The sequence below is a fragment of the Cytobacillus eiseniae genome (assembly GCF_017874625.1).
Lineage (GTDB): Bacteria > Bacillota > Bacilli > Bacillales > Cytobacillaceae > Cytobacillus > Cytobacillus eiseniae.
Genome location: NZ_JAGIKZ010000014.1, coordinates 78237 through 98754, shown reverse-complemented (window position 1 = coordinate 98754; position 20518 = coordinate 78237). Strand labels below are relative to the sequence as shown.

Genomic DNA, 20518 nt, shown 5'->3' with positions numbered 1-20518 from the left:
TTCGTTTGTTCGGGGTTCAATAACCTCTATTAAGGACTCTTTGATGGTTTTTTTCGCTTGTTCGGGGTTCAATGAACCCTATTGAGGACGCTTTGACGGTTTTTTTCGCTTGTTTAGGGTTCAATGACCTCTATTGAGGACGCTTTGACGGCTTTTTTCGCTTGTTCGGGGTTCAATAACCCCTATTGAGGACGCTTTGGCGTTTTTTTTCGCTTGTTCGGGGTTCAATGACCCCTATTGAGGACCCTTTGACGGTTTTTTTCGCTTGTTCGGGGTTCAATGACCACTATTGAGGACCCTTTGACGGTTTTTTTCGCTTGTTCGGGGTTCAATGACCCATATTGAGGACGCTTTGACGGTTTTTTTCGCTTGTTCGGGGTTCAATGAACCCTATTGAGGACGCTTTGATGGTTTTTTTCGCTTGTTCGGGGTTCAATAACCTCTATTGATTTAGATGTACTTGCAAAATATCAAAGACATGGAAAAGCAACTAATTTATTGAACTAAATTTCTGAATGGGTAAATTAAACTCGGATAAAAACAAAAATGAAAGGGGCTGGGACATAAGGTTTTCAGCAACTAAATAAGCCGAACTATTATTAGAAATGCTAACATAGCATTCTGCAATAGTTCGGCTTTCAGTATTTAGATAATAAAATAATGAGTTTATCACAGCCAAATTAGTTATGTCCCAGCCTCTTAATAATGACTAAATTGGTGAAAAATACAGTTAGTTTGATGTGTTTTTCTAATTTCCACTCAAAAACTGAACTACGCAGAGACTGCTTCTTACGCGTTTGTTACACTTGCTTCTTTTGCTTCAATTTCTTTTTTCATCCGCAAACGGTCACGTTCTAAGATTGGCTTTAAATATTTTCCTGTATAAGATTCTGGAACTTCAGCTACTTTTTCAGGTGTGCCGGTTGCAACGATCGTTCCGCCTCTGTCTCCGCCTTCAGGCCCAAGATCGACAATATAATCGGATGCTTTAATTACATCGAGATTATGTTCAATGACAAGAACGGTATCTCCATTTTCAACAAGACGCTGAAGAACTACAAGTAATCTAGAAATGTCATCTACATGCAAGCCTGTCGTTGGTTCATCAAGAATATATAATGAACGGCCTGATGAACGGCGATGGAGCTCAGAAGCAAGCTTCACCCGCTGTGCTTCCCCACCAGATAGTGTAGTAGCTGGCTGGCCAAGCTTCACATAGCCTAAGCCTACATCATAAATCGTTTGCAGCTTTCTGCTTATTTTTGGATGATTTTCGAAAAAGACAACCGCATCTTCCACTGTCATTTCAAGAATATCTGCGATGTTTTTCCCTTTGTATTTTACTTCAAGTGTTTCCCTGTTATACCGTTTTCCATGGCATACTTCACATGGAACATAGACGTCTGGGAGGAAATGCATTTCGATTGTGATGATTCCATCTCCTCGACAAGCTTCACAGCGTCCACCCTTCACATTAAAGCTAAACCGGCCCTTTTTGTACCCGCGAACTTTCGCTTCATTCGTCGTTGCAAATACATCCCGAATATCGTCAAACACCCCTGTATAAGTTGCAGGATTAGATCGTGGTGTTCTTCCGATTGGTGACTGATCAATATCAATCACCTTTTCAAGATGCTCAATCCCCTTTACTTCTTTATGTGCACCTGGCTTGCTTTTGGATCGATAAAGCTCTTTCGCTACACTTTTATGTAGAATATCATTAATGAGTGTACTTTTCCCTGATCCAGAAACACCTGTCACTGAAATGAACGTACCGAGTGGGAGCTTCACGTTAATATTCTTTAGGTTATTTTCTTTCGCCCCTTTAATTTCAATAAAACGGCCATCATTTTTTCGGCGCTCGACAGGTACTGGAATGAATTTCTTACCAGCTAAATATTGGCCAGTTAGCGAATGTTGATCATTCATTACTTCCTCTGGTGTTCCAGATGCAATAATTTCACCGCCATGCACGCCTGCTCCTGGTCCAATATCAATTAAGTAATCGGCTGCAAGCATCGTATCCTCATCATGCTCCACTACAATTAATGTATTGCCGATATCACGCATTTGCTGCAGTGTTTCAATTAATCGATCATTATCGCGTTGATGCAAACCAATCGAGGGCTCGTCCAGAATATAAAGAACCCCTGTTAGCCTTGAGCCAATTTGAGTAGCCAGACGGATCCGCTGTGCTTCTCCACCCGAGAGTGTCCCAGCTGTCCGACTTAATGATAAATAATCAAGACCCACATTGACTAAGAAGCCTAGACGTTCTTTCACTTCCATAAAAATAAGATTAGCAATTTGCATTTCTTTTTTTGTCAGATTGATATTCTCAAAAAAGCGATACGCTTCTTCGATCGATAATTCGGTAATTTTCCCGATATGCTGGCCTGAAATGAGCACAGACAATGTTTCCTTTTTTAAGCGATAGCCCTTACAGGATGGACAATCGTGCTGAGCCATGTATTTCTCCATTTGTTCACGAATATAATCTGAACTTGTGTCCTTATAGCGCCGTTCCACATTTCGAATGACTCCCTCAAACACAATCGTCGTTTCTTTTTCTTGCCCAAAATCACTTTTATAATAAAAGAAGATTTCTTCTCCATCAGACCCATATAAAATTTTGTTTAATAGGTGCTCTGGAATGTCCTTTACAGGGATGTCCATATCAATCCCATAATGAGTGCAGACCGCCTTCAACAGCTGTGGGTAATATTGAGAGCTTGTCGGTTCCCATGGAGCGATCGCACCTTTATTCAAAGATAGCTCCCAATCAGGAATAACGAGATCCACATCTACTTCAAGCTTCGAACCAAGGCCATCACATTCTGGGCAGGCTCCGAACGGACTATTAAATGAAAACATCCGTGGCTCTAGCTCCCCAATGGAAAAGTCACAATGTGGGCAGGCATGGTTTTCACTGAATAATAGCTCTTCCTCGCCGATTACATCGATTAACACCTTGCCCTCCCCAAGATTCAAGGCCGTTTCCAATGAATCCGCTAGTCTTGTCGCCACATTTTCTTTCACTACAATCCGGTCAATTACGGCCTCTATCGTATGCTTCTTGTTTTTATCGAGGGCAACCTCTTCGCCAAGATCATACATCTCACCGTCGATTCGAACACGAACAAATCCTTGCTTCTTAATATCCTCTAAAAGCTTTACATGTGCACCTTTACGGCCAGATACGAGTGGGGCAAGCACTTGTAACTTTGTCCGTTCAGGATATTCAAGAATTCGGTCAACCATTTGTTCAATTGTTTGTGAAGAAATCTCAATATGGTGAATCGGACAAGTAGGGCGACCGACTCTTGCATATAATAATCGCAAGTAATCATAGATTTCTGTTACCGTCCCTACTGTGGAACGGGGATTTCTGCTTGTTGTCTTTTGATCGATTGAAATTGCAGGAGATAATCCTTCGATCGAATCGACATCCGGCTTATCCATTTGTCCAAGAAATTGGCGGGCATAGGCAGATAAGGATTCCACATATCTACGCTGGCCTTCCGCATAAATCGTATCAAAGGCAAGAGAAGACTTTCCAGAACCAGAAAGCCCTGTCAACACGACAAGCTTATCTCTTGGAATTGTAATATCAATATTTTTTAAATTATGAGCTCTGGCGCCTTTTACAATTACTTTATCCATCGCCATTCGTACGTCATCCTTCCGCTTTCAACTCTAATAGCAAATCACGAAGCTCAGCAGCACGCTCGAAGTTGAGTGCCTTTGCCGCTTCCTTCATTTCTTTTTCCATATTCGCAAGCAGCTTCTCTCGTTCTTTCTTGGTCAGCTTGCTTGTTTTTGTTGTTGCTTTGTATTCTTCCGGCTCCTCAGCCGCATGTGTCGCACGAATCGATTCACGGATCGCCTTTTGAATCGTTTGTGGGGTAATGCCATATTTTCGATTATGCTCCTCTTGAATGGTGCGACGACGCTTCGTCTCACTAATCGCTAATTCCATTGAATTCGTTATGCGATCTGCATACATAATGACATGGCCATTTGCATTACGAGCAGCACGGCCAATTGTTTGGATGAGTGAGCGTTCTGAGCGAAGGAAGCCTTCTTTATCCGCATCAAGAATCGCAATAAGCGAGACCTCAGGAATATCAAGCCCTTCTCTTAAAAGATTGATCCCAACGAGCACATCATATGTACCGAGGCGCAATTCACGAATAATTTCAATCCGTTCTAATGTTTTCACCTCAGAATGAAGATATTGAACCTTAATGCCAATTTCCTTCAAGTAATCGGTTAAATCCTCCGACATTTTTTTCGTTAAGGTCGTAATAAGCACCCGTTCCTTGCTCTTAATACGTTCTTGAATTTCACCAATCAAATCATCAATTTGTCCTTCAATCGGCCGAACTTCAATTGTTGGATCGAGCAGCCCTGTTGGACGAATGATTTGCTCAATCATTTCTGGTGAATGCTCTGCCTCATATGGTCCAGGTGTAGCGGAAACATAAACAATTTGGTTAACATGCTTTTCGAATTCTGAGAACATGAGTGGCCGATTGTCCATCGCAGAGGGCAAGCGGAAGCCATGTTCAACAAGGACTGATTTCCTTGCTTGGTCCCCATTATACATTCCGCGAATTTGCGGCAGTGTCACATGGGATTCATCGATTACAATCAAGAGATCCTCTGGAAAATAATCAAGCAATGTATACGGCGTGGAGCCTGATGGCCTTAATGTTAAATGCCTTGAATAGTTTTCGATTCCTGAGCAGAAGCCCATTTCTCTCATCATTTCCAGATCATAACGAGTCCGCTGCTCCAAACGCTGTGCTTCAAGCAGTTTATTATTTTCACGCATATCGGCAAGACGCTCTTCCAGCTCTTTTTCAATATTTTCTATCGCCACAAGCATTTTCTCCTCACGGGTAACGAAGTGGGAAGCTGGAAAAATCGCTACATGATCACGTTCACCGATAATTTCTCCTGTAAGCGCATCAACCTCACGAATCCGATCAATTTCATCGCCAAAAAATTCAACTCGCAGACAATGTTCATCCTTTGAAGCTGGGAAAATCTCAACGACATCACCTCTGACTCGAAACGCTCCACGCTGAAAATTAATATCATTCCGTTCATACTGAATATCAACTAACTTTCGAAGCAATTGATTTCTTTCAATTTCCATTCCTGTACGAAGCGACAAAACAAGCTCTCGATATTCTTCTGGCGAACCTAAGCCGTAAATACAGGAAACACTGGCAATAATAATGACATCCTTGCGTTCAAATAACGAGGATGTTGCAGAGTGGCGCAGCTTGTCAATTTCATCATTAATGCTCGCATCTTTCTCGATAAATGTATCTGTCTGAGGCACATAAGCCTCAGGCTGATAATAATCATAATAACTAACAAAATACTCGACCGCATTGTCTGGAAAAAACTCTTTAAATTCACTATAGAGCTGACCAGCTAATGTTTTATTATGCGCAATGATTAAAGTCGGGCGATTTACTTCTTTTATGACGTTTGAAATCGTGAAGGTTTTTCCGGTTCCAGTTGCACCAAGCAATGTTTGATGCCGCTTCCCTGCATGCAGCCCTTCCACAATTCGTTTAATTGCCTCAGGCTGATCTCCTTGTGGTGTATATTTTGAAACAAGTGTAAATTGATCTTTCACTAAAATGCCTCCAGTTCATTTATTCTTTTCTTTATTAATCAATCTTCATGATGAACGTGGACTGGGTGTGGCTGATTTGTTATTTTTTCCACTTACTCTTATACAAACATTCTACCACAAAACTGTAATAACTAACCAGCAATATACGAACGAACATTCGTTTTTTTATTTAGATCGGTAGAAAATTGTCGAGATTTCATTAATCAAACGTTTGATTAGTTGTTTTTCATATCGTTAGTCGAGAGAGGGGAGGTATTTGTTTCGACCCATTTCCATCCTTTTCGCACCCGAAATGGATCAGTTTTTGACATTTTTTCACGAGAGGTGCCGATGCATCGTTAATCAAACGTTTGATTAACACTTTTTTTCGCTATATTCTGCACTTCATCTTGGTTGTTTTTTTCGAGCGAATGTTCGTTTTTGCGGTAAGATTTTCTGAAAGATCTTGAATGGTTTTGTCGAGTTTTAGTTAATCAAACGTTTGATTAATAAAAAGGAGAACAAGAAGCCTGTCGAAAGAGTGTAACGGTTTACTTTGGATGGGCAAACATCACTTGAATTCACAATCTTATTCAATTAGTAAATCTTAGAGGATGGGATAATTATTGGATAAAGAATGATTTAGTACGTAGATTATACGATTACTTTAACGGGAAGCCTCCATGGAATAAAGACTTCTTCAGGATTTGTGTGGCTGAGGAGATAATTATCGCAAAAGTCCCTCAAAGCATCTAAATGAAATAATTTTGATTTCTCCGAAGCATAGAAAGGAACAAATAAGCGGAACTTTTCCGCTTATTCTGCAGAATAGAGCTCTTTCGAGGAGAATAAGCGGAATTTCTCCGCTTAAACAATGAAAAATTACGTATTTTTTCGCTTTTTCTAGTCAATAGCCGGAGTTTTTCCGTCTATTTAGGCTATTTTCAATATTGTTTTCAAAATAGGCGGAATTTTTCCGCTTATCTTGAAAACATCTGATGGCCTATGCTTGGTTTCATAAAAAAAGGCTTAGGGATCTTTGCATCTCTAAGCCTTCTTCTGATATTTTCTTTTCATTCTTTGCGCGTACCAAAAACCAACTGTTAATGAAAAGGCATCGACCACAATTAAGAAAAAGGAATCTGTGTAGCTTTTGTATACGGAAGCTGCAATTAAGGCAACAGTAAGAATTAGAGCGATCACATGATTATAAGCTACCCTCGTGAAGAGCAGAACGAGCAAACCAGGGATAAATAACGCGGATAATAGTTTCAACTCCAACTTTTTACACCTTCTTTTACAAATTTCACCTATCAATAGAATAGCGTATTTTGGCAACATACACCACCTGCTATAGAGGAATGATTCCTTGTTAGTCAGACATGCTAATTATATATCGATGGATTGGGAGGCTTGCATAAGATGGCAAAAAGAAAACGGCGTCCGCTCGTTCCCGAATCACGGGGAGCATTGGATCAATTAAAAAACCAGGTGATGAAAAATAAAGGATACAAGATTGATCAAGAACATCCCGATCAAGTGAAATATGAGATTGCAAATGAAGTCGGTGTACCACTTCAAAAAGGGTATAATGGCCATTTAACTTCCAAAGATGCTGGAAAAGTTGGTGGGCAAATCGGCGGCAACATGGTGAAAGAGCTTGTACGTATGGCACAGGAACAGATGCGGAAATGAAATCGAGCGATCCGGTGATGGATCGCTCCGTTTTAAGTTATTTATTATCTGCTGCTTTTCTTTCACTGAACTCTTTTTTAATTGAAGCTAGCAGGTCCTGCTCAATAATTAAGCGCAGCCCTGTGAGCGCGAGTGCCTTCGCTCCAGTTAATAATGCCTCATCGCCCTTTTTAGAAGCGGCTGCTTCTCTAAACGGAACCGTATGGCCGACAAGATCATCTGCCCCAATTTTGATATAGGGATGAATGGTTGGAACAACTTGGCTAATGTTTCCAGCGTCTGTTGAGCCAATGCCATCCTTATCATCAAGAACCACTATTTCTCCCAGCTCCTCAATCACATGTTGAAATGCTTCATCAAACGTTCTATTTAATAGAAGATTATCGACTTCATTTTGAAAAGCAATGATATTAAGCTTCGCACCTGTTGATAATGCAGCACCTTCAGCAATTGCCTTCACCTTTTCTGTTACTTCATTTAAATGCGTTCTTGTTGCTGCACGAATAAAGAATCTTGCCTTCGCATATTCAGGAATGATGTTTGGCGCATCCCCTCCATGCGTAATAATGCCATGGATGCGAACATCATCCTTCAACTGCTGTCGTAAAGCATTAATTCCATTAAATAGCTGAATAACAGCATCTAGCGCATTGATCCCTTCATGAGGAGCAGCTGCCGCATGGGCTGGCTTCCCAATATATTCGAAATCCAGTGGATCCACTGCAAGCGATGTACTTGTAAGCCTCGTTTGGTTGGATGGATGAATCATTAGTGCAGCATCAATTCCCTCGAGTAAATCATGCTTCACAAAGCTGCCTTTCGCACTACCGTTTGGTCCCCCTTCCTCAGCAGGAGTACCCAGCACAACGACCTCTCCGCCAATTTCATCCAGTGTCTTACTTAAGGCAATCGCTGCTCCTACACTTGTCGTTCCAATAATATTATGGCCACATGCATGACCGATCCCTGGAAGTGCATCATATTCTGCTAAAAAGGCAATCGTCGGCCCCTCCAAAAATGATTTTTTACGAGCGAGAAAAGCTGTTTCATGTCCAGCGACCGCTTTCTCAACAGTGAATCCTTCCTCTTCAAGTAGTTGAATGAGCAAACCAGAAGCGAAATATTCTTCATTGCCTATTTCTGGATTTGCATGAATTTGATGGCTTGTTGAAAGATAAAGTGCTCTTTTGCTTTCTACATTTTCAATAATGGCCTCTTTTAACTCTTCAATTGTTTTTAATGGGGTTGTCATTTGTTTTTCCTCCTTGATTGATCGGATTTATCGTATTTTCGTAAAAAATGATATGAATTTACATTATTTAGTAAAAGTTAATTTAGTAAACCATTCATTCTAATTAAAAATGAAGCTTATTAAATTCTCACCAGCCAATGTCACTTAACGGGATAAATGTAGGAATTGTATTCCCTTTGTATTCTTTCTTGATGAATTCAGCGACGTCATCTTCTTGATAAAGTGAGGCAAGTTTCTGAAAATGCTTGTTGTCTTTGTCTTCTGTTCTCGTTGCAATTATATTTACATATGGGGTTGCTGTCTCACTCTCGTGGAAAATTGAATCCTTTGTTGGTGTGAATCCAGCATCCACCGCAATGCCATTATTAATGATGGAAGCTGCCACATCCGGTAGCACTCGCGGTGTTTGAGCGGCAACCATTTCAATAATTTCTAGATTCTTTGGATTTTCGACGATTTTATCTAAAGACCCATTGCCATCATAATCGTCGGTAAGCTTGATCAGTCCAGCTTCCTCTAGAAGAAGTAACGCTCTTCCCATATTGGATACATCATTCGGCACAGCAATTTTCGCTCCTTCGGGAATGTCATCGACTGATTCATATTTGTCTGAGTATAAGCCCATCGGTGCAAGAACAGTTGTGGCAATAGGGCTCAAATCCAAATTATGCTCCTCAATGAATGTGTCGAAGTAGGCAACGGTTTGAAACGCATTTACATCCAATTCCCCTTCAGCAAGAGCAATATTTGGCTGAACATAATCTGAGAAACTAATCACTTCTACCTCAATGCCTTCCTTCGCCGCCTTTTCTGAAACAAAATCCCAAATACGTGTATCTGATCCACTAACCCCAACCTTCACCTTTACTTTTTCACTTCCACTTGTTTCACTTGAGCACGCAACACTAACCACAGCAAATGCAAAAATAATGATCGATAATAACAGCTTTTTCATGTTTAATTTCCTCCTTAACGTCTTCTAATTCGTTTTGAAAAAAGATTGCCAAATGTTTGCAGCCCTTGAACCATGACGACTAAAATGCCGACTGTGATGAGCATAACCATTGTGTCAAATCGCTGATAGCCATATGTAATGGCCAAATCTCCAAGTCCCCCTCCGCCAACTGCCCCTGCCATCGCAGAAGCGCCAACTAAGCCGATCGTCGCAATCGTAAAGGCTAATACTAATGAGCTAAGCGCCTCTGGAATCAGAAATCTGAAAATGACTTGCGCTGGGGTGGCTCCCATTGCTTGTGCTGCTTCAAGGACACCAGGATCAACCTCAAGCAAGGAATTCTCTATTAATCTCGCAATATAAGGACCCGCATAGAAAACGAGTGGGACGACTGCTGCCGCCGTGCCGATTGATGTTCCGACAATGAACCTCGTAATGGGAATAATCGCCACCATTAAAATAATGAATGGGACTGACCGGAAAATATTGATGATTCCGTTGATTACATTGAAAACAGGCAGATTTTCCAGCAAATGGCCTTTTCTCGTAACAACAAGCAGAATGCCTAATGGCAGCCCCAGAATTGCAGAGAATAATAGCGAAAAGCCTACCATTTGGACTGTTTCAATCAGTGCTTCAATAATTTGATCAAAATTAACTAGCATGTGCTTTCACTTCCTTAATCGAAACTTTTTCTTGGTTGATGTACATTAATGCACGATTGATTTCACGATCTGCCCCTTGAAATTCAACGATGAGATTGCCAAAAGGGGTGCCTTGAAGCTCTGTGATATTTCCGAATAGGACATTAATGTGAATATCAAATTTCTTTGCTACTTGTGAGAGCAACGGCTGCCCCGCGGTTTGACCGATAAATTGGATGCGAAATACTTTTTGCAATCCATCATTTTTCTCAATGATTTCTTTAATCGAATCAGGGATTTGATCATTCATAACTGAGCTGACAAAGTTTCTCGCTGTATCTGTTTTCGGTGAGGAGAAGACATTGAACACCGTGCCTTCCTCAATGATTTTCCCCGCCTCAATGACGGCAACCCGGTCACAAATCTCTCGAATGACAGCCATTTCATGGGTAATGATCAATATAGTAATTGCATATTCCTGATTAATTTTTCTTAAAAGCTCTAAAATCGAGCTTGTTGTCTGCGGATCAAGCGCTGAAGTCGCTTCATCACATAGAAGGATCGAAGGGTTTGTGGCAAGCGCCCTTGCAATCCCGACCCGTTGCTTTTGGCCACCTGACAGCTGATCAGGGTAATAATTTGCTTTATCTGATAGGCCAACAAATTCGAGAAGCTCTGTGACTTGTTTCTTTATTTCTTCCTTTGGCACTTTAGAAAGGAGTAAAGGCATCGCCACATTCGCAAATACAGTTTTTGAATTTAAAAGATTAAAATGCTGAAAGACCATTCCAATGTTTTTCTTCACCTCCCGAATTTGTGCCGAAGTTAATGCCGTCAGGTCCTTTCCATCGATAATCACTTTTCCAGAAGTCGGCTGCTCCAACCAATTCACACAGCGGATGAGCGAGCTTTTTCCTGCACCACTAAACCCGATGACACCAAAGATCTCCCCTTTTTTAATGAGCAAATCAATGCCATTCAGTGCTGCAACCTCCTGTCCCCCGCTGTTATAAACTTTTTTCAGCTGTTGAAATTCAATCACTATGTTCACTCCCCTAAGTAAATGTAAAAAGCCCTCTTCCTAGAAACAGAAGAGGGCTTAGCTTAATAAATCAAAGCAAGGTTCTCTTCTTATCTCTCAAGCATGATTGCTTGCTGGATTTGGCATAGACTCTGATGGAATCCGCTGCCGAAGCTTCATTGGGCCAGTCCCTCAGCTTCTCTTGATAAGAATTTATTTAATTATTCCAATATGAAAACTATGTTTAATGCATAAAGAAATATCTATTTCTCCTTTTTAATAAAGTATTGTTAGTAAAGGTTGATTTCAACTTCAACTGACCTATTTGCATTTGATATAAAAACAACCATTTTTTTCAAAATAGCCCTTCGATCCAACAAAAAACCTCTTCTTATAAAAGAAGAGGGCAGAATTTCACGGTTGGCGCCTCTTCTTATCTATCAAGACATGCTTGCTGGATTTGGCACGGTACAGTAATGTCCGTTGCCGAGGTGTCATCGGGCCAGTCCCTCGACCTCTCTTGATAAGAAGGTTTTTCCTATTCGATTCTTAACTTGATTTATACTTTACATAGCATCCATTAAAAAGTCAACTCTTTTTTGAATCTTTTTTCTTTATTGATTTTTCGTGCTGAAGGAGCCATTCTTTCCGCCAAAGTCCCCCAGCATACCCTGTTAATTTCCCATTTGCGCCAATAATTCGGTGGCATGGGATGACAATGCTTAGCTTATTTTTCCCATTTGCTGTTCCAACTGCCCGAACGGCTTTTTCATTGCCAATTTGTTCAGCAATCTTTTTGTATGATCCTGTTTCCGCATACGGAATCGATGTTAATTCATTCCACACCTGTTTCTGAAAATCGGTCCCCTCATACGTGTATGGAAAGGTGAAATCCTGACGCTTCCCTTGAAAATATTCATCCAGCTGCCGATAGCAACTCATTAATGCTTCAGGTACTTCGCCATTTTGGGGCTGTGCCGTTTCTCTTTCAGAAAAAAGAATCGCATGTATCGCTTCATCTGTACCGATTATTTCTAGTACGCCAATCGGTGATTGATAGTCTAGTTTATGCATAGTCCAAATGCCTCCTCCTATCTACTTACCTTCACCCTTTCATTATAGCTCGGTTAATAGATAAACATGAGGATTTTTACAAAACTAAATCGGCTTTTTTTCATGAAGGAATCTAGTTGTCGTATCTATTAGTAAATGGGTATTCAGTATGACAGACTCGATATCCACCCATTCAACCGCTTCATGTAGCCCAAATCCAGAAGCACCTACATTAATCGTTGGAAGAAATAGGACCTTCGTTTATTCTCTTTTCCAAGGTTCTTCAGTGCTTCCTAACCAATAAACCCATGCACTAAAGCTCCCATCAAACTGAAAATAAATTTGTTGGATTTCGGGAAATTTCTCAAAGGTAGCTGAGTTTAGGGCCTCAAATAATGCTTGTGCTTCAGCACTTGCTGGACTCCCTGCTAGGAAATCTTTAAAATCAATCACAACCGTTCCTTGCTCATCGATTGCTGCCCCATTTAAAGAATCTCCCTTTCCATATTGGATTTTGCCATTTTTAAAAAGCTTGCCTATTTCTGTCTCTAATTCCGGAAATCGCTTGCCAAATGTTTGGTAATCAAAGCCGATCATTGCTTTTTCAGTTTGTTCCTTAATCAAGCTTTCATACGTTTTTCCTAGTGTGAGTTCATATAAGGCAACATGGCCCTTTTCAGGAATAAGCAGATACAGTTCATTCTTGTCTGTTTTAATATAGTTCTCCACCCTTTGAGGTTTATCGATAAAGTTTTCGACTGGAATACGTACACTTCCAAGAGTCGCACCTTGTTTATTAATTCCGATTACATGTGTCTCTGAAATCGGGCTGTATACAGGAGGAATAACCGTCTGCATATAAATAATTTGTTCCTCTGTTGCCTTTAGGAATGCTAGATTGCCTATTCCAAAATCGGAGTACAGCGGAATTTCCGTCCCATCATTAAGAAGCAATTGACTTGCCTTGCGATTCTCTCGTTTGAATTGAAAGCGCAAATGCTCATCCTCAATGAATGTGCTCGTTTTGACGCTAGCAAATCGTTCTTGATTTTGACTCACAATTATTTCATTGTTATCCGCTTCATGTAAGGAGTCTGGAAAAAACAAATCCAATGTTGACAAATCATATGTCTTTGCCAGCACTCCATCGGAATCGTATTGATACACAAACTTTTCCAACGCGTTTAAAATATAAATATTTTCATCCTTGGTGACCAAAATATCCTCCAGATCCCCCACCATATTTTGATCTTTTTGAATCGGAAATGATCTGGTCGTCCCTTCACTCGTTCGAATAACTACTTGAGCTCTTGCTTCATCTAAAAGATATAAAGTGCCGTCCTCGATATCAAAGCTACTAACGGGATTCAAGCCTTGAGCATATAAACCAATTTCCCCTTCTTCACTTCCATAGTTGATCGTATCCACTAAGTGGATGGTTGAGGTTTCCTCGATTAGAAAGGCGTCTGCCTTTTCCTGTTCAATTAGAATGGGCAAAATAACTAAAGGAAGAATACAAATTGCGGCAACAGCTGCGAAAAGAGGAGCCATTTTCACTCTACGTCTTTTCTTATTTCCTTCCAGCTTTATTTGCTGATGCAGTTCTTTTACAAAATCTTGGCTAGGCTCTAAGTCTGGCCTTTCTTTCAAAGGACGAAGCAATTGTCTAGCCTCTTCAGTTAGATTTTCAGTCTGTTTCACCTTGATCCACTCCTTCCAATCTACCTAATTCCTTTTTCAACACTTTAACAGCACGATGAAAATCGACTCGCACCTTTAATTCGGAACAAGTCAATATTTCAGCTGTTTCCTTAATGGTCATTTCCTGAATCCCCCGCAAAATGAGCACCCCCCGATAATGCGGCTTTATTTTAAGCAGCGCATCTTGAATGTCCTGCCAATGCTCTTTTTCAAGAAGATACGCATCCAAAGAGTCCTTTCGATCTTGACTGGAGATTTTCTCTATTAAGGCAGGGAACGTAGACCTCAACTTCTTTTTCCGCAAATGATCAATTGCCGTATGCCTGGCGATCGAAAGCAGCCAATACTTTGCCCGAGCCTGATCCCTTAGCGTATGTTGATTTCGTATCGCTTTAATAAACGTTTCCTGTGTAATATCCTCTGCATCTTGTTTATTACTAGAAAAATAGAAAGAAAAATGATAAACATCTTTATGAAATTCTCTATACAAGCTCTCTATATCTAAGCCTTCGCCCATTATCATCCCCCCTTATTAACAAGTCGGGTATTCATCGATTTTGTTTCAAATAAAATAAATATGATTGCTTTTCTAGCTTAATAGCTTCAAAAAAAGCGTTAACCCTTTTTGATTAACAGCTTCTTTAAGTTAACTATGGAACATATAAAGGCTATTTATTTCAAAGCTTAAACAAGCATAGTCCTGTTCTAAAAAGCATCATAATAAAAGAGCTGCTATTTGACAAAAGATGAAATAATTTTCTTTATTGCCACTTCCATTTCTTCTCTTGTAACTATCATTATCCAATGGCTCATCTAAATAAAACTTAGCAAATGACTGATGTTTGTATCTTGGTACAACGTGCATATGAAAGTGAGATAATTCACTAAATACTCCTCCATTTTGACAAATGGTTATTCCATCAGGATTATAAAGTTGCTTTACCACTTTTGAAAGTAACCTTGCCGCCTGGATAATTGCATTTGCCGTATCTACATCTAGTTCATCAACATCTTCAAAATGTTCTTTTGGAAGTATCATAATATGCCCTTCATTAAATGGGTCGTGGTCTAAAATACAACAAACAAAATCATTCTCGTAGACTATATTTACAGGCGAAATTTTGTTAGCTAAATTACACCCTAAACATGTCTTAATTCCATTCATATTACCACCTCTCTATTGTATTTCTTTCTAGTAAAAATAAAATCCTTCTATTGTATCGGCAGTAGTTATTGTATGGACAAAACATTTTTGCTTAAAGAAAGGGTTAAAAACCCATTTATCTGAAAATTGATGATAAACTAACAGAAGAATGAATTAAGAGGTGATCGATCATGACCAATGAAGTAGAAACCTTCCCGGTACTCGAAACTGATAGATTAATATTAAGAAAAATTGAAAAAAGCGATGCAAATAGTATCTTGAAATATCTGTCTGATAAAGAGGTAATGGAATTTTATGGGTTAGAACCTTTTAAAACAGTTGACGATGCTTTAAACGAGATATCATGGTATCAATCGATTGTTAATGAAGGAACTGGAATCAGATGGGGAATTACTTTAAAAGGGGAAGATGAGGTTATTGGCAGTTGCGGATTTCTTAACATGGTTCCTCAACATTTTCGAACTGAAATTGGCTTTGAGCTAAGTAAAAGTTACTGGGGGCAAGGAATAGCAAGTGAGGCATTGGAAGCTGTCATAACATATGGATTCAGCCATTTAAATTTCCAAAGAATAGAAGCTTTAATTGAACCGCCAAATATGCCATCACAAAAGGTAACAGAAAAACAGGGATTTATAAGAGAAGGGTTATTGAGAAATTATGAATTTACTTGTGGTAAATTTGATGATTTATATTTGTATTCATTGTTAAAGCAGGACTTTGAAGCTCTTCAAAATGAGAAATGAAATAGTTGCAGTTAAGAGTTGCCCTGTTATGCAGGCCATTTTACTATCATTCTAAGATCGAGTAACAAGAAAAAGGAACAAATAAGCGGAGAAATTCCGTCTATTTCTCAGCTCGGTAAGTGCGGAATCTCTTAACTTAACCTAGCCTATGCTAATTCTGTTGCTATTTTCGACCATAATCCACGTCATACCAATAGAAAGAAGCAAGCAGATTGAACTATTCGCTTGCTTCTTTTTATTTTTCTACCTTCGAGCCGAACTACTTAATCATTTCACCGCTGCCTTAGGAAAAGGCTTCATTTGGTCACAACATCAAACCGCTTCACTGCCCTTGCCTCTCTCATCCTGCACAAATAGGATGCCTAGTTCATGGTGATCGCCCTCGTATAAAGCTCTTTGTGTAAAGCGATTTTGTCCATTTGTATCAAGCACTTCTAGTTTACAGTGGGCACGGTTTTTCAGCAGGGCCTCGTATAAGCCCTTTTTATCATGAATAGGGATGCCGTTTACTTTCACGATCAGCTCGCCTACTTTTAGCCCCATCAGACTAGCTGGGGACTCTGGAATAATTCCAAGAATCATAACCCCTTGATTTTGTTTTAAAAAATAGAAGGATTGATTTTCGTCCATCATTCGCTGCCTTACAGTAATAAACTCTCGGCCAACGATTGCCATTGTTACAACCGCAATCGATGCGAGCGGAGACCAAAAGCCTGAAATGGATAAGAGCGTCATGATGACCCCAAGCCAGATCACCTTTTTGCCAACTGATTTGATTGCATCGATCGGTAGATTTCCTTGAACCTGTTGGAAAAATCCGATAGCAAAAGGAACAAGAATAATCGAATAGGCTTGACCAGCAACCGTGAAAACCGGCCACCATTCAAACGGGCTTTGGAGCGCATCTCCAGGAATAACGAGAAACAGCGGCACCATCCAAAGACGCTTCACCTCATGCGCACCAACATTTTGGCCACGCTTGCTCTTGATTAGCTTTGGAGAGGACCCTTTCCTTCCATTTCGGAAAATAAGAATTCCTTCGCCAATTAATAGCAAAGCAAGCAGCACCGCAATTGCAGGAAAAACCGATGCTTCCATTTCTGTAGATGTCGTCAAAAATTTTGGCAATGGCCATTTTTGTTCAACAGCAAAAATCGTTGCAAAAAAGGCCAAACCCACTGTATAAGCGGGTGCCATTAAGCGAATCTTTGTTGTAAAGCTTAGTAGTACAGTGAATACTGCCGTAAGCGCAATCGCTTCTAATGGGATGACTAGTCCAGCGGCAATCGAAAGAAGCGAAACCCCAAGTCCAATGAGGATGCCAAGTGGAAGTAGCTGGCGAAGTTCGAAATACGCATTCTCTGCACGAACATGAAAATCGCGTCGCTCCCGTTTTACCCGTGACACACCTAATACAGCAGCAAGAAAAAAAAGATAATAGAACACAGGATGGAGGAATAACTTTCCTATCCCCTTGCCAATTTCAAACAGCCATTCAAGAGCCAACTTAGCCACCTACCTTTATTGATTCATTTTTGCCATATGTAAATGTCGGATGACAACCGACCAATCTCCTTCACTATTACTCTTTATTCTACCAAAATGTCCACATAAAACCTATTGCAATATTTCTGGAATTAAAAAAAGCGTAGGTTGAATAAATATAGCTAACACCTAAATGATCGAAGAATACTTGTCGCTGATTAGGAAATTATAATGTTAGCGTAAATATTACATGACATTTTTGCCATAGAAAGGGGAGAAGCTGATGGAGTCAATCTGGCTACAGTATGCTTGGACATTACTCATTCTGATTGGGTTAGAAGGTTTGCTATCAGCGGATAACGCCCTAGTACTTGCCGTTATCGCCAAGCATTTACCTGTAAATCAGAAAAAAAAGGCGATCAATTATGGAATTATTATGGCTTTCGCCTTCAGATTTATTGCACTTTTTGCTATTTCTTTTATTGCGGATATCTGGCAAATACAAGCAGTAGGCGCACTTTATCTTCTTTATCTCGGATTAAAACATGTGATCAAAGCCAAATTCGGGAAAAGAAATGAAAATATTCATAAGGAGGAGGAAAAGGAATCCGCTGGGAAAGGCTTCTGGCCAACAGTCGGAAAGATTGCATTGGCTGACCTTGCATTTGCCATTGATTCGATTCTAGCTGCAGTCGCTCTAGCCCTCGGTCTTCCCGATTCACCATTAGGCAATTTCGGCGGAATGGACGGTGGTCAGTTCATTGTTGTCCTTCTCGGAGGGATTGCTGGTCTGATCTTAATTAAGTTTGCAGCCGGCTGGTTTGTGAAGCTTCTTGAAAAACGTCCTGCACTGGAAACAACTGCTTATGCGATAGTGGCTTGGGTCGGAGTGAAATTAGTGGTCATCACCCTTGCCCATGAAGATATTGGCATCCTTGAACATGACTTCCCTCACAGCACCTTATGGACACTGATTTTCTATGGTGTATTAGTCGGCATTGCTCTGCTCGGCTGGTTTGCCCCGCAAAAAAAGCGAGCATAGGATGAAAAGGAAGTAGTTCAGGTTGTGAAGGAGAAAAACTGAATTCATATGGTCAATAGCAAGCTAAATTGCATACCTTTAGAATGAAAATTCACATAGTAAAACGCAGTAAGGTTGCATCCTCCACGTTTTTAGTCTGATAACTAGTACTAACGCATCTTTAGTTAATGAGCAGAATGTCCCGGTTTATAACCTCACAATTTGGTGGCTTGGCCTTAAACTAATAATGAGCAAAAGCAAAATAGGCGGAGTTTTTCCGCTTAAATACAAAATCGAGCTCGTTTTGTGTGAAATAGGCGGAGTTTTTCCGCTTATTCAATAAAAAATCACTCACTTTTGAATTTTTTGAGCCAATAGGCGGAATTTCTCCGCTTATTTGGGCCTTTTTTATGAATAATTACGAAATAGGCGGAATTTCTCCGTTTATTTATTCGCTCAGGTGCTCAACCTGATCTCCCCTCTCTTACTGAGGGATTGTTTCTTGATGAATTATCGGCATTACAATGCTGATAAAAAAGAGCATCCAAAAGGTATAAATATAACTTTCGGATGCCCTCTATTTTTAGGCTATCGTGCGAGGATTCTTAAGGCCGTTTGGAGTTGGATGTCATTTTGTTCTTTTTTCATTTCGTCTTGAATGGCTTGCTCGAGTGCTAGAGCAGTTTTTTGATCGATTGTGCCTGTTGCTTCTAGGTCATTATATTTTTGAAAGGCCATGACGGCAGTTGCTGTGGAGTCACTGAAGTAGCCGTCCTGCCTGCCAGGAGTGAAACCTAGGCCCTCGAGGATTTGCTGTGCATTTTTTACTTGTTCATTGTTCATATCTTTGACTAAACCCTCTTTTAATTGCAATGGATGGGTATGAAAAATGGCTGGCTGCTTCACTGCTAGCGTCGGTTCGATTCCTTCATCATGAATCCAGTTGCCGTCAGGAGTGAGCCATTTAAATAAGGTAAGCTTAATGTTGCTGCCGTCTCCCATTGGTACAGGCTGCTGAACCGTTCCTTTTCCAAATGTTTTTTCACCAATAATCTTATAGCCTTCCGCTTCTTTTAGTGCTCCTGCTAGAATTTCTGAGGCAGACGCACTTCCATTATCAACGAGTACAGCAATCGGGTACTCTTTTGTTTCCGTCAGGCTTGAGAAAAATCGCTTCTTTTCCCCATTCCTGCTTTCAATTTGAACAAAAGGTTTGCTATTTGTCACCAGTCCTTTTAAAATCTCTTGCACAGCTTCCAAATAGCCGCCAGGATTTCCGCGAACATCAATGACTAATCCTTGCAGCCCCTTTTTCTCTAAAGCCTTCAACTGTTCTTCAAACTCAATTGCAGTATCCTCTGAAAAAGAAGTAATCTCGATATACCCAATCGCTTTTCCATCTTGTTTTTTCATATCAGAATAGACGGTAATTTGCGGAATTTCATCTCGAGTCACTTCGATAACAAGCGGCTTCGCTAATCCTGGCCGAGCAATGTCAAGTGTCACCTTCGAGCCCTTTTCTCCTCTGATTTTTAAGGTGGCCTCATTTAAATCCAATCCTTCAACACTTTCCCCATCTACTTTTAAAATTTGGTCCTTCGGCTTCAGTCCAGCCTTTTCAGCAGGTGAATTTTTAAATGGGGAAACAATAACAACGTTCCCATCTACCATGCTTACTTCTGCTCCAATTCCCTCAAAGGATGATTCGAGCGTTTCGTTAAATTGCTTCACCGTTTCCTTGTCCATATAAATGGAATACGGGTCAGAAAGTGTAGAAAGCATGCCCTGTATGGCCCCTTCAATCAACTGCTCTTCCTCTACATCTGATACATAGCTATTTAATATCAGACTGTATGCTTTTTCTACCTTCTTTAAATCTTCTAGATCTGTTGGAGAATTAAACTCATCTTCAGTAAGGGACGTTTGATTCTCACTGCTTGCTTTTGAATCACTATTATTGATCCACTGTAATCCAGCATATGTCCCGCCAGCTCCTGTCAACAGAGATCCTGTCATTAATAGCACAATCCACTTTTTATTCATCCCCATCTCCCTTTCTTTGGCGTCACTTTTAAGTATTCTAGCATTTTGCTCGATTCACCTTTCATTTAGGGATGCTATTTCATTATATGAATGTAAGGACGAGTT

The 20518-nt window shown here is 40.3% G+C and carries 16 protein-coding genes and 2 riboswitches; of the genes, 3 read left to right on the top strand and 13 right to left on the bottom strand.

Annotation, left to right across the window (positions count from 1 at the left end):
* Positions 1-789 precede the first annotated feature (789 nt).
* The 3 genes from uvrA to J2Z40_RS12755 form a co-directional block, all read right to left on the bottom strand.
* A complete protein-coding gene (uvrA, locus tag J2Z40_RS12765; protein WP_066397682.1) occupies positions 790-3669 on the bottom strand; it encodes an excinuclease ABC subunit UvrA in 2880 nt (959 codons plus the stop codon).
* A gap of 7 nt (positions 3670-3676) precedes the next feature.
* Positions 3677-5656, bottom strand: a complete 1980-nt coding sequence (uvrB, locus tag J2Z40_RS12760; RefSeq protein WP_066397684.1) for an excinuclease ABC subunit UvrB — start codon at positions 5654-5656, stop codon at positions 3677-3679.
* Positions 5657-6682: 1026 nt separating this feature from the next.
* Positions 6683-6916: a CsbA family protein gene (locus J2Z40_RS12755; RefSeq protein WP_066399555.1), complete on the bottom strand. Its 234-nt coding sequence runs from the start codon at positions 6914-6916 to the stop codon at positions 6683-6685.
* A gap of 141 nt (positions 6917-7057) precedes the next feature.
* On the opposite strand from J2Z40_RS12755, the gene J2Z40_RS12750 reads away from it, so the two are divergent.
* Positions 7058-7330 (top strand): alpha/beta-type small acid-soluble spore protein, encoded by a 273-nt coding sequence (locus tag J2Z40_RS12750; protein ID WP_066397687.1) that lies wholly within the window; start codon positions 7058-7060, stop codon positions 7328-7330.
* Between the two features lie 37 nt (positions 7331-7367).
* Here J2Z40_RS12750 and J2Z40_RS12745 read toward each other — a convergent pair whose 3' ends face one another.
* From J2Z40_RS12745 to J2Z40_RS12710, 8 genes are all read right to left on the bottom strand, one after another.
* Positions 7368-8582, bottom strand: a complete 1215-nt coding sequence (locus J2Z40_RS12745) for a M20 family metallopeptidase (RefSeq protein ID WP_066397689.1) — start codon at positions 8580-8582, stop codon at positions 7368-7370.
* A 127-nt stretch (positions 8583-8709) separates the two neighbouring features.
* Positions 8710-9537, bottom strand: coding sequence for a MetQ/NlpA family ABC transporter substrate-binding protein (locus J2Z40_RS12740; protein ID WP_066397691.1), 828 nt, complete (start codon positions 9535-9537; stop codon positions 8710-8712).
* A gap of 14 nt (positions 9538-9551) precedes the next feature.
* Positions 9552-10202, bottom strand: a complete 651-nt coding sequence (locus J2Z40_RS12735; protein ID WP_066397694.1) for a methionine ABC transporter permease — start codon at positions 10200-10202, stop codon at positions 9552-9554.
* Positions 10192-11223, bottom strand: a complete 1032-nt coding sequence (locus J2Z40_RS12730) for an ATP-binding cassette domain-containing protein (RefSeq protein WP_066397695.1) — start codon at positions 11221-11223, stop codon at positions 10192-10194. The genes J2Z40_RS12735 and J2Z40_RS12730 overlap by 11 nt, the downstream gene beginning before the upstream one ends.
* A gap of 86 nt (positions 11224-11309) precedes the next feature.
* A riboswitch (SAM riboswitch) is annotated at positions 11310-11414 on the bottom strand.
* Positions 11415-11632: 218 nt separating this feature from the next.
* A riboswitch (SAM riboswitch) is annotated at positions 11633-11732 on the bottom strand.
* A gap of 58 nt (positions 11733-11790) precedes the next feature.
* A complete protein-coding gene (locus tag J2Z40_RS12725; protein ID WP_066397698.1) occupies positions 11791-12276 on the bottom strand; it encodes a methylated-DNA--[protein]-cysteine S-methyltransferase in 486 nt (161 codons plus the stop codon).
* A 240-nt stretch (positions 12277-12516) separates the two neighbouring features.
* Positions 12517-13956, bottom strand: coding sequence for a hypothetical protein (locus J2Z40_RS12720; RefSeq protein WP_066397702.1), 1440 nt, complete (start codon positions 13954-13956; stop codon positions 12517-12519).
* A complete protein-coding gene (locus J2Z40_RS12715; RefSeq protein ID WP_162840502.1) occupies positions 13943-14473 on the bottom strand; it encodes an RNA polymerase sigma factor in 531 nt (176 codons plus the stop codon). Before J2Z40_RS12715 ends, J2Z40_RS12720 begins: the two co-directional genes overlap by 14 nt.
* Before the next feature lie 198 nt (positions 14474-14671).
* Positions 14672-15121, bottom strand: coding sequence for an HIT family protein (locus tag J2Z40_RS12710; RefSeq protein WP_066397707.1), 450 nt, complete (start codon positions 15119-15121; stop codon positions 14672-14674).
* A gap of 170 nt (positions 15122-15291) precedes the next feature.
* On the opposite strand from J2Z40_RS12710, the gene J2Z40_RS12705 reads away from it, so the two are divergent.
* Positions 15292-15864 carry a GNAT family N-acetyltransferase gene (locus J2Z40_RS12705; protein ID WP_066397716.1) on the top strand — a complete coding sequence of 191 codons (573 nt, stop codon included), beginning with the start codon at positions 15292-15294 and terminating at the stop codon, positions 15862-15864.
* Between the two features lie 312 nt (positions 15865-16176).
* On the opposite strand, the gene J2Z40_RS12700 is transcribed toward J2Z40_RS12705, so the two are convergent.
* A complete protein-coding gene (locus tag J2Z40_RS12700) occupies positions 16177-17370 on the bottom strand; it encodes a PDZ domain-containing protein (RefSeq protein ID WP_066397718.1) in 1194 nt (397 codons plus the stop codon).
* 262 nt (positions 17371-17632) lie between these two features.
* Between J2Z40_RS12700 and J2Z40_RS12695 the strand changes: the two genes are divergently transcribed.
* Complete coding sequence (locus J2Z40_RS12695; protein ID WP_066397721.1) at positions 17633-18391, top strand: TerC family protein; 759 nt, start codon at positions 17633-17635, stop codon at positions 18389-18391.
* Positions 18392-18958: 567 nt separating this feature from the next.
* Here J2Z40_RS12695 and J2Z40_RS12690 read toward each other — a convergent pair.
* Positions 18959-20413 carry a S41 family peptidase gene (locus J2Z40_RS12690; protein WP_066397722.1) on the bottom strand — a complete coding sequence of 485 codons (1455 nt, stop codon included), beginning with the start codon at positions 20411-20413 and terminating at the stop codon, positions 18959-18961.
* Positions 20414-20518 lie beyond the last annotated feature (105 nt).

What these genes read in the sequence shown, in the direction of transcription:
- J2Z40_RS12745 (WP_066397689.1), bottom strand. Translation starts at nt 8,582, where the DNA reads ATGACAACCCCATTAAAAACAATTGAAGAGTTAAAAGAGGCCATTATT.
- J2Z40_RS12725 (WP_066397698.1), bottom strand. Translation starts at nt 12,276, where the DNA reads ATGCATAAACTAGACTATCAATCACCGATTGGCGTACTAGAAATAATC.
- J2Z40_RS12750 (WP_066397687.1), top strand. Translation starts at nt 7,058, where the DNA reads ATGGCAAAAAGAAAACGGCGTCCGCTCGTTCCCGAATCACGGGGAGCA.
- J2Z40_RS12705 (WP_066397716.1), top strand. Translation starts at nt 15,292, where the DNA reads ATGACCAATGAAGTAGAAACCTTCCCGGTACTCGAAACTGATAGATTA.
- J2Z40_RS12690 (WP_066397722.1), bottom strand. Translation starts at nt 20,413, where the DNA reads ATGAATAAAAAGTGGATTGTGCTATTAATGACAGGATCTCTGTTGACA.
- J2Z40_RS12735 (WP_066397694.1), bottom strand. Translation starts at nt 10,202, where the DNA reads ATGCTAGTTAATTTTGATCAAATTATTGAAGCACTGATTGAAACAGTC.
- J2Z40_RS12695 (WP_066397721.1), top strand. Translation starts at nt 17,633, where the DNA reads ATGGAGTCAATCTGGCTACAGTATGCTTGGACATTACTCATTCTGATT.
- uvrA (WP_066397682.1), bottom strand. Translation starts at nt 3,669, where the DNA reads ATGGCGATGGATAAAGTAATTGTAAAAGGCGCCAGAGCTCATAATTTA.
- J2Z40_RS12715 (WP_162840502.1), bottom strand. Translation starts at nt 14,473, where the DNA reads ATGGGCGAAGGCTTAGATATAGAGAGCTTGTATAGAGAATTTCATAAA.
- J2Z40_RS12710 (WP_066397707.1), bottom strand. Translation starts at nt 15,121, where the DNA reads ATGAATGGAATTAAGACATGTTTAGGGTGTAATTTAGCTAACAAAATT.
- J2Z40_RS12740 (WP_066397691.1), bottom strand. Translation starts at nt 9,537, where the DNA reads ATGAAAAAGCTGTTATTATCGATCATTATTTTTGCATTTGCTGTGGTT.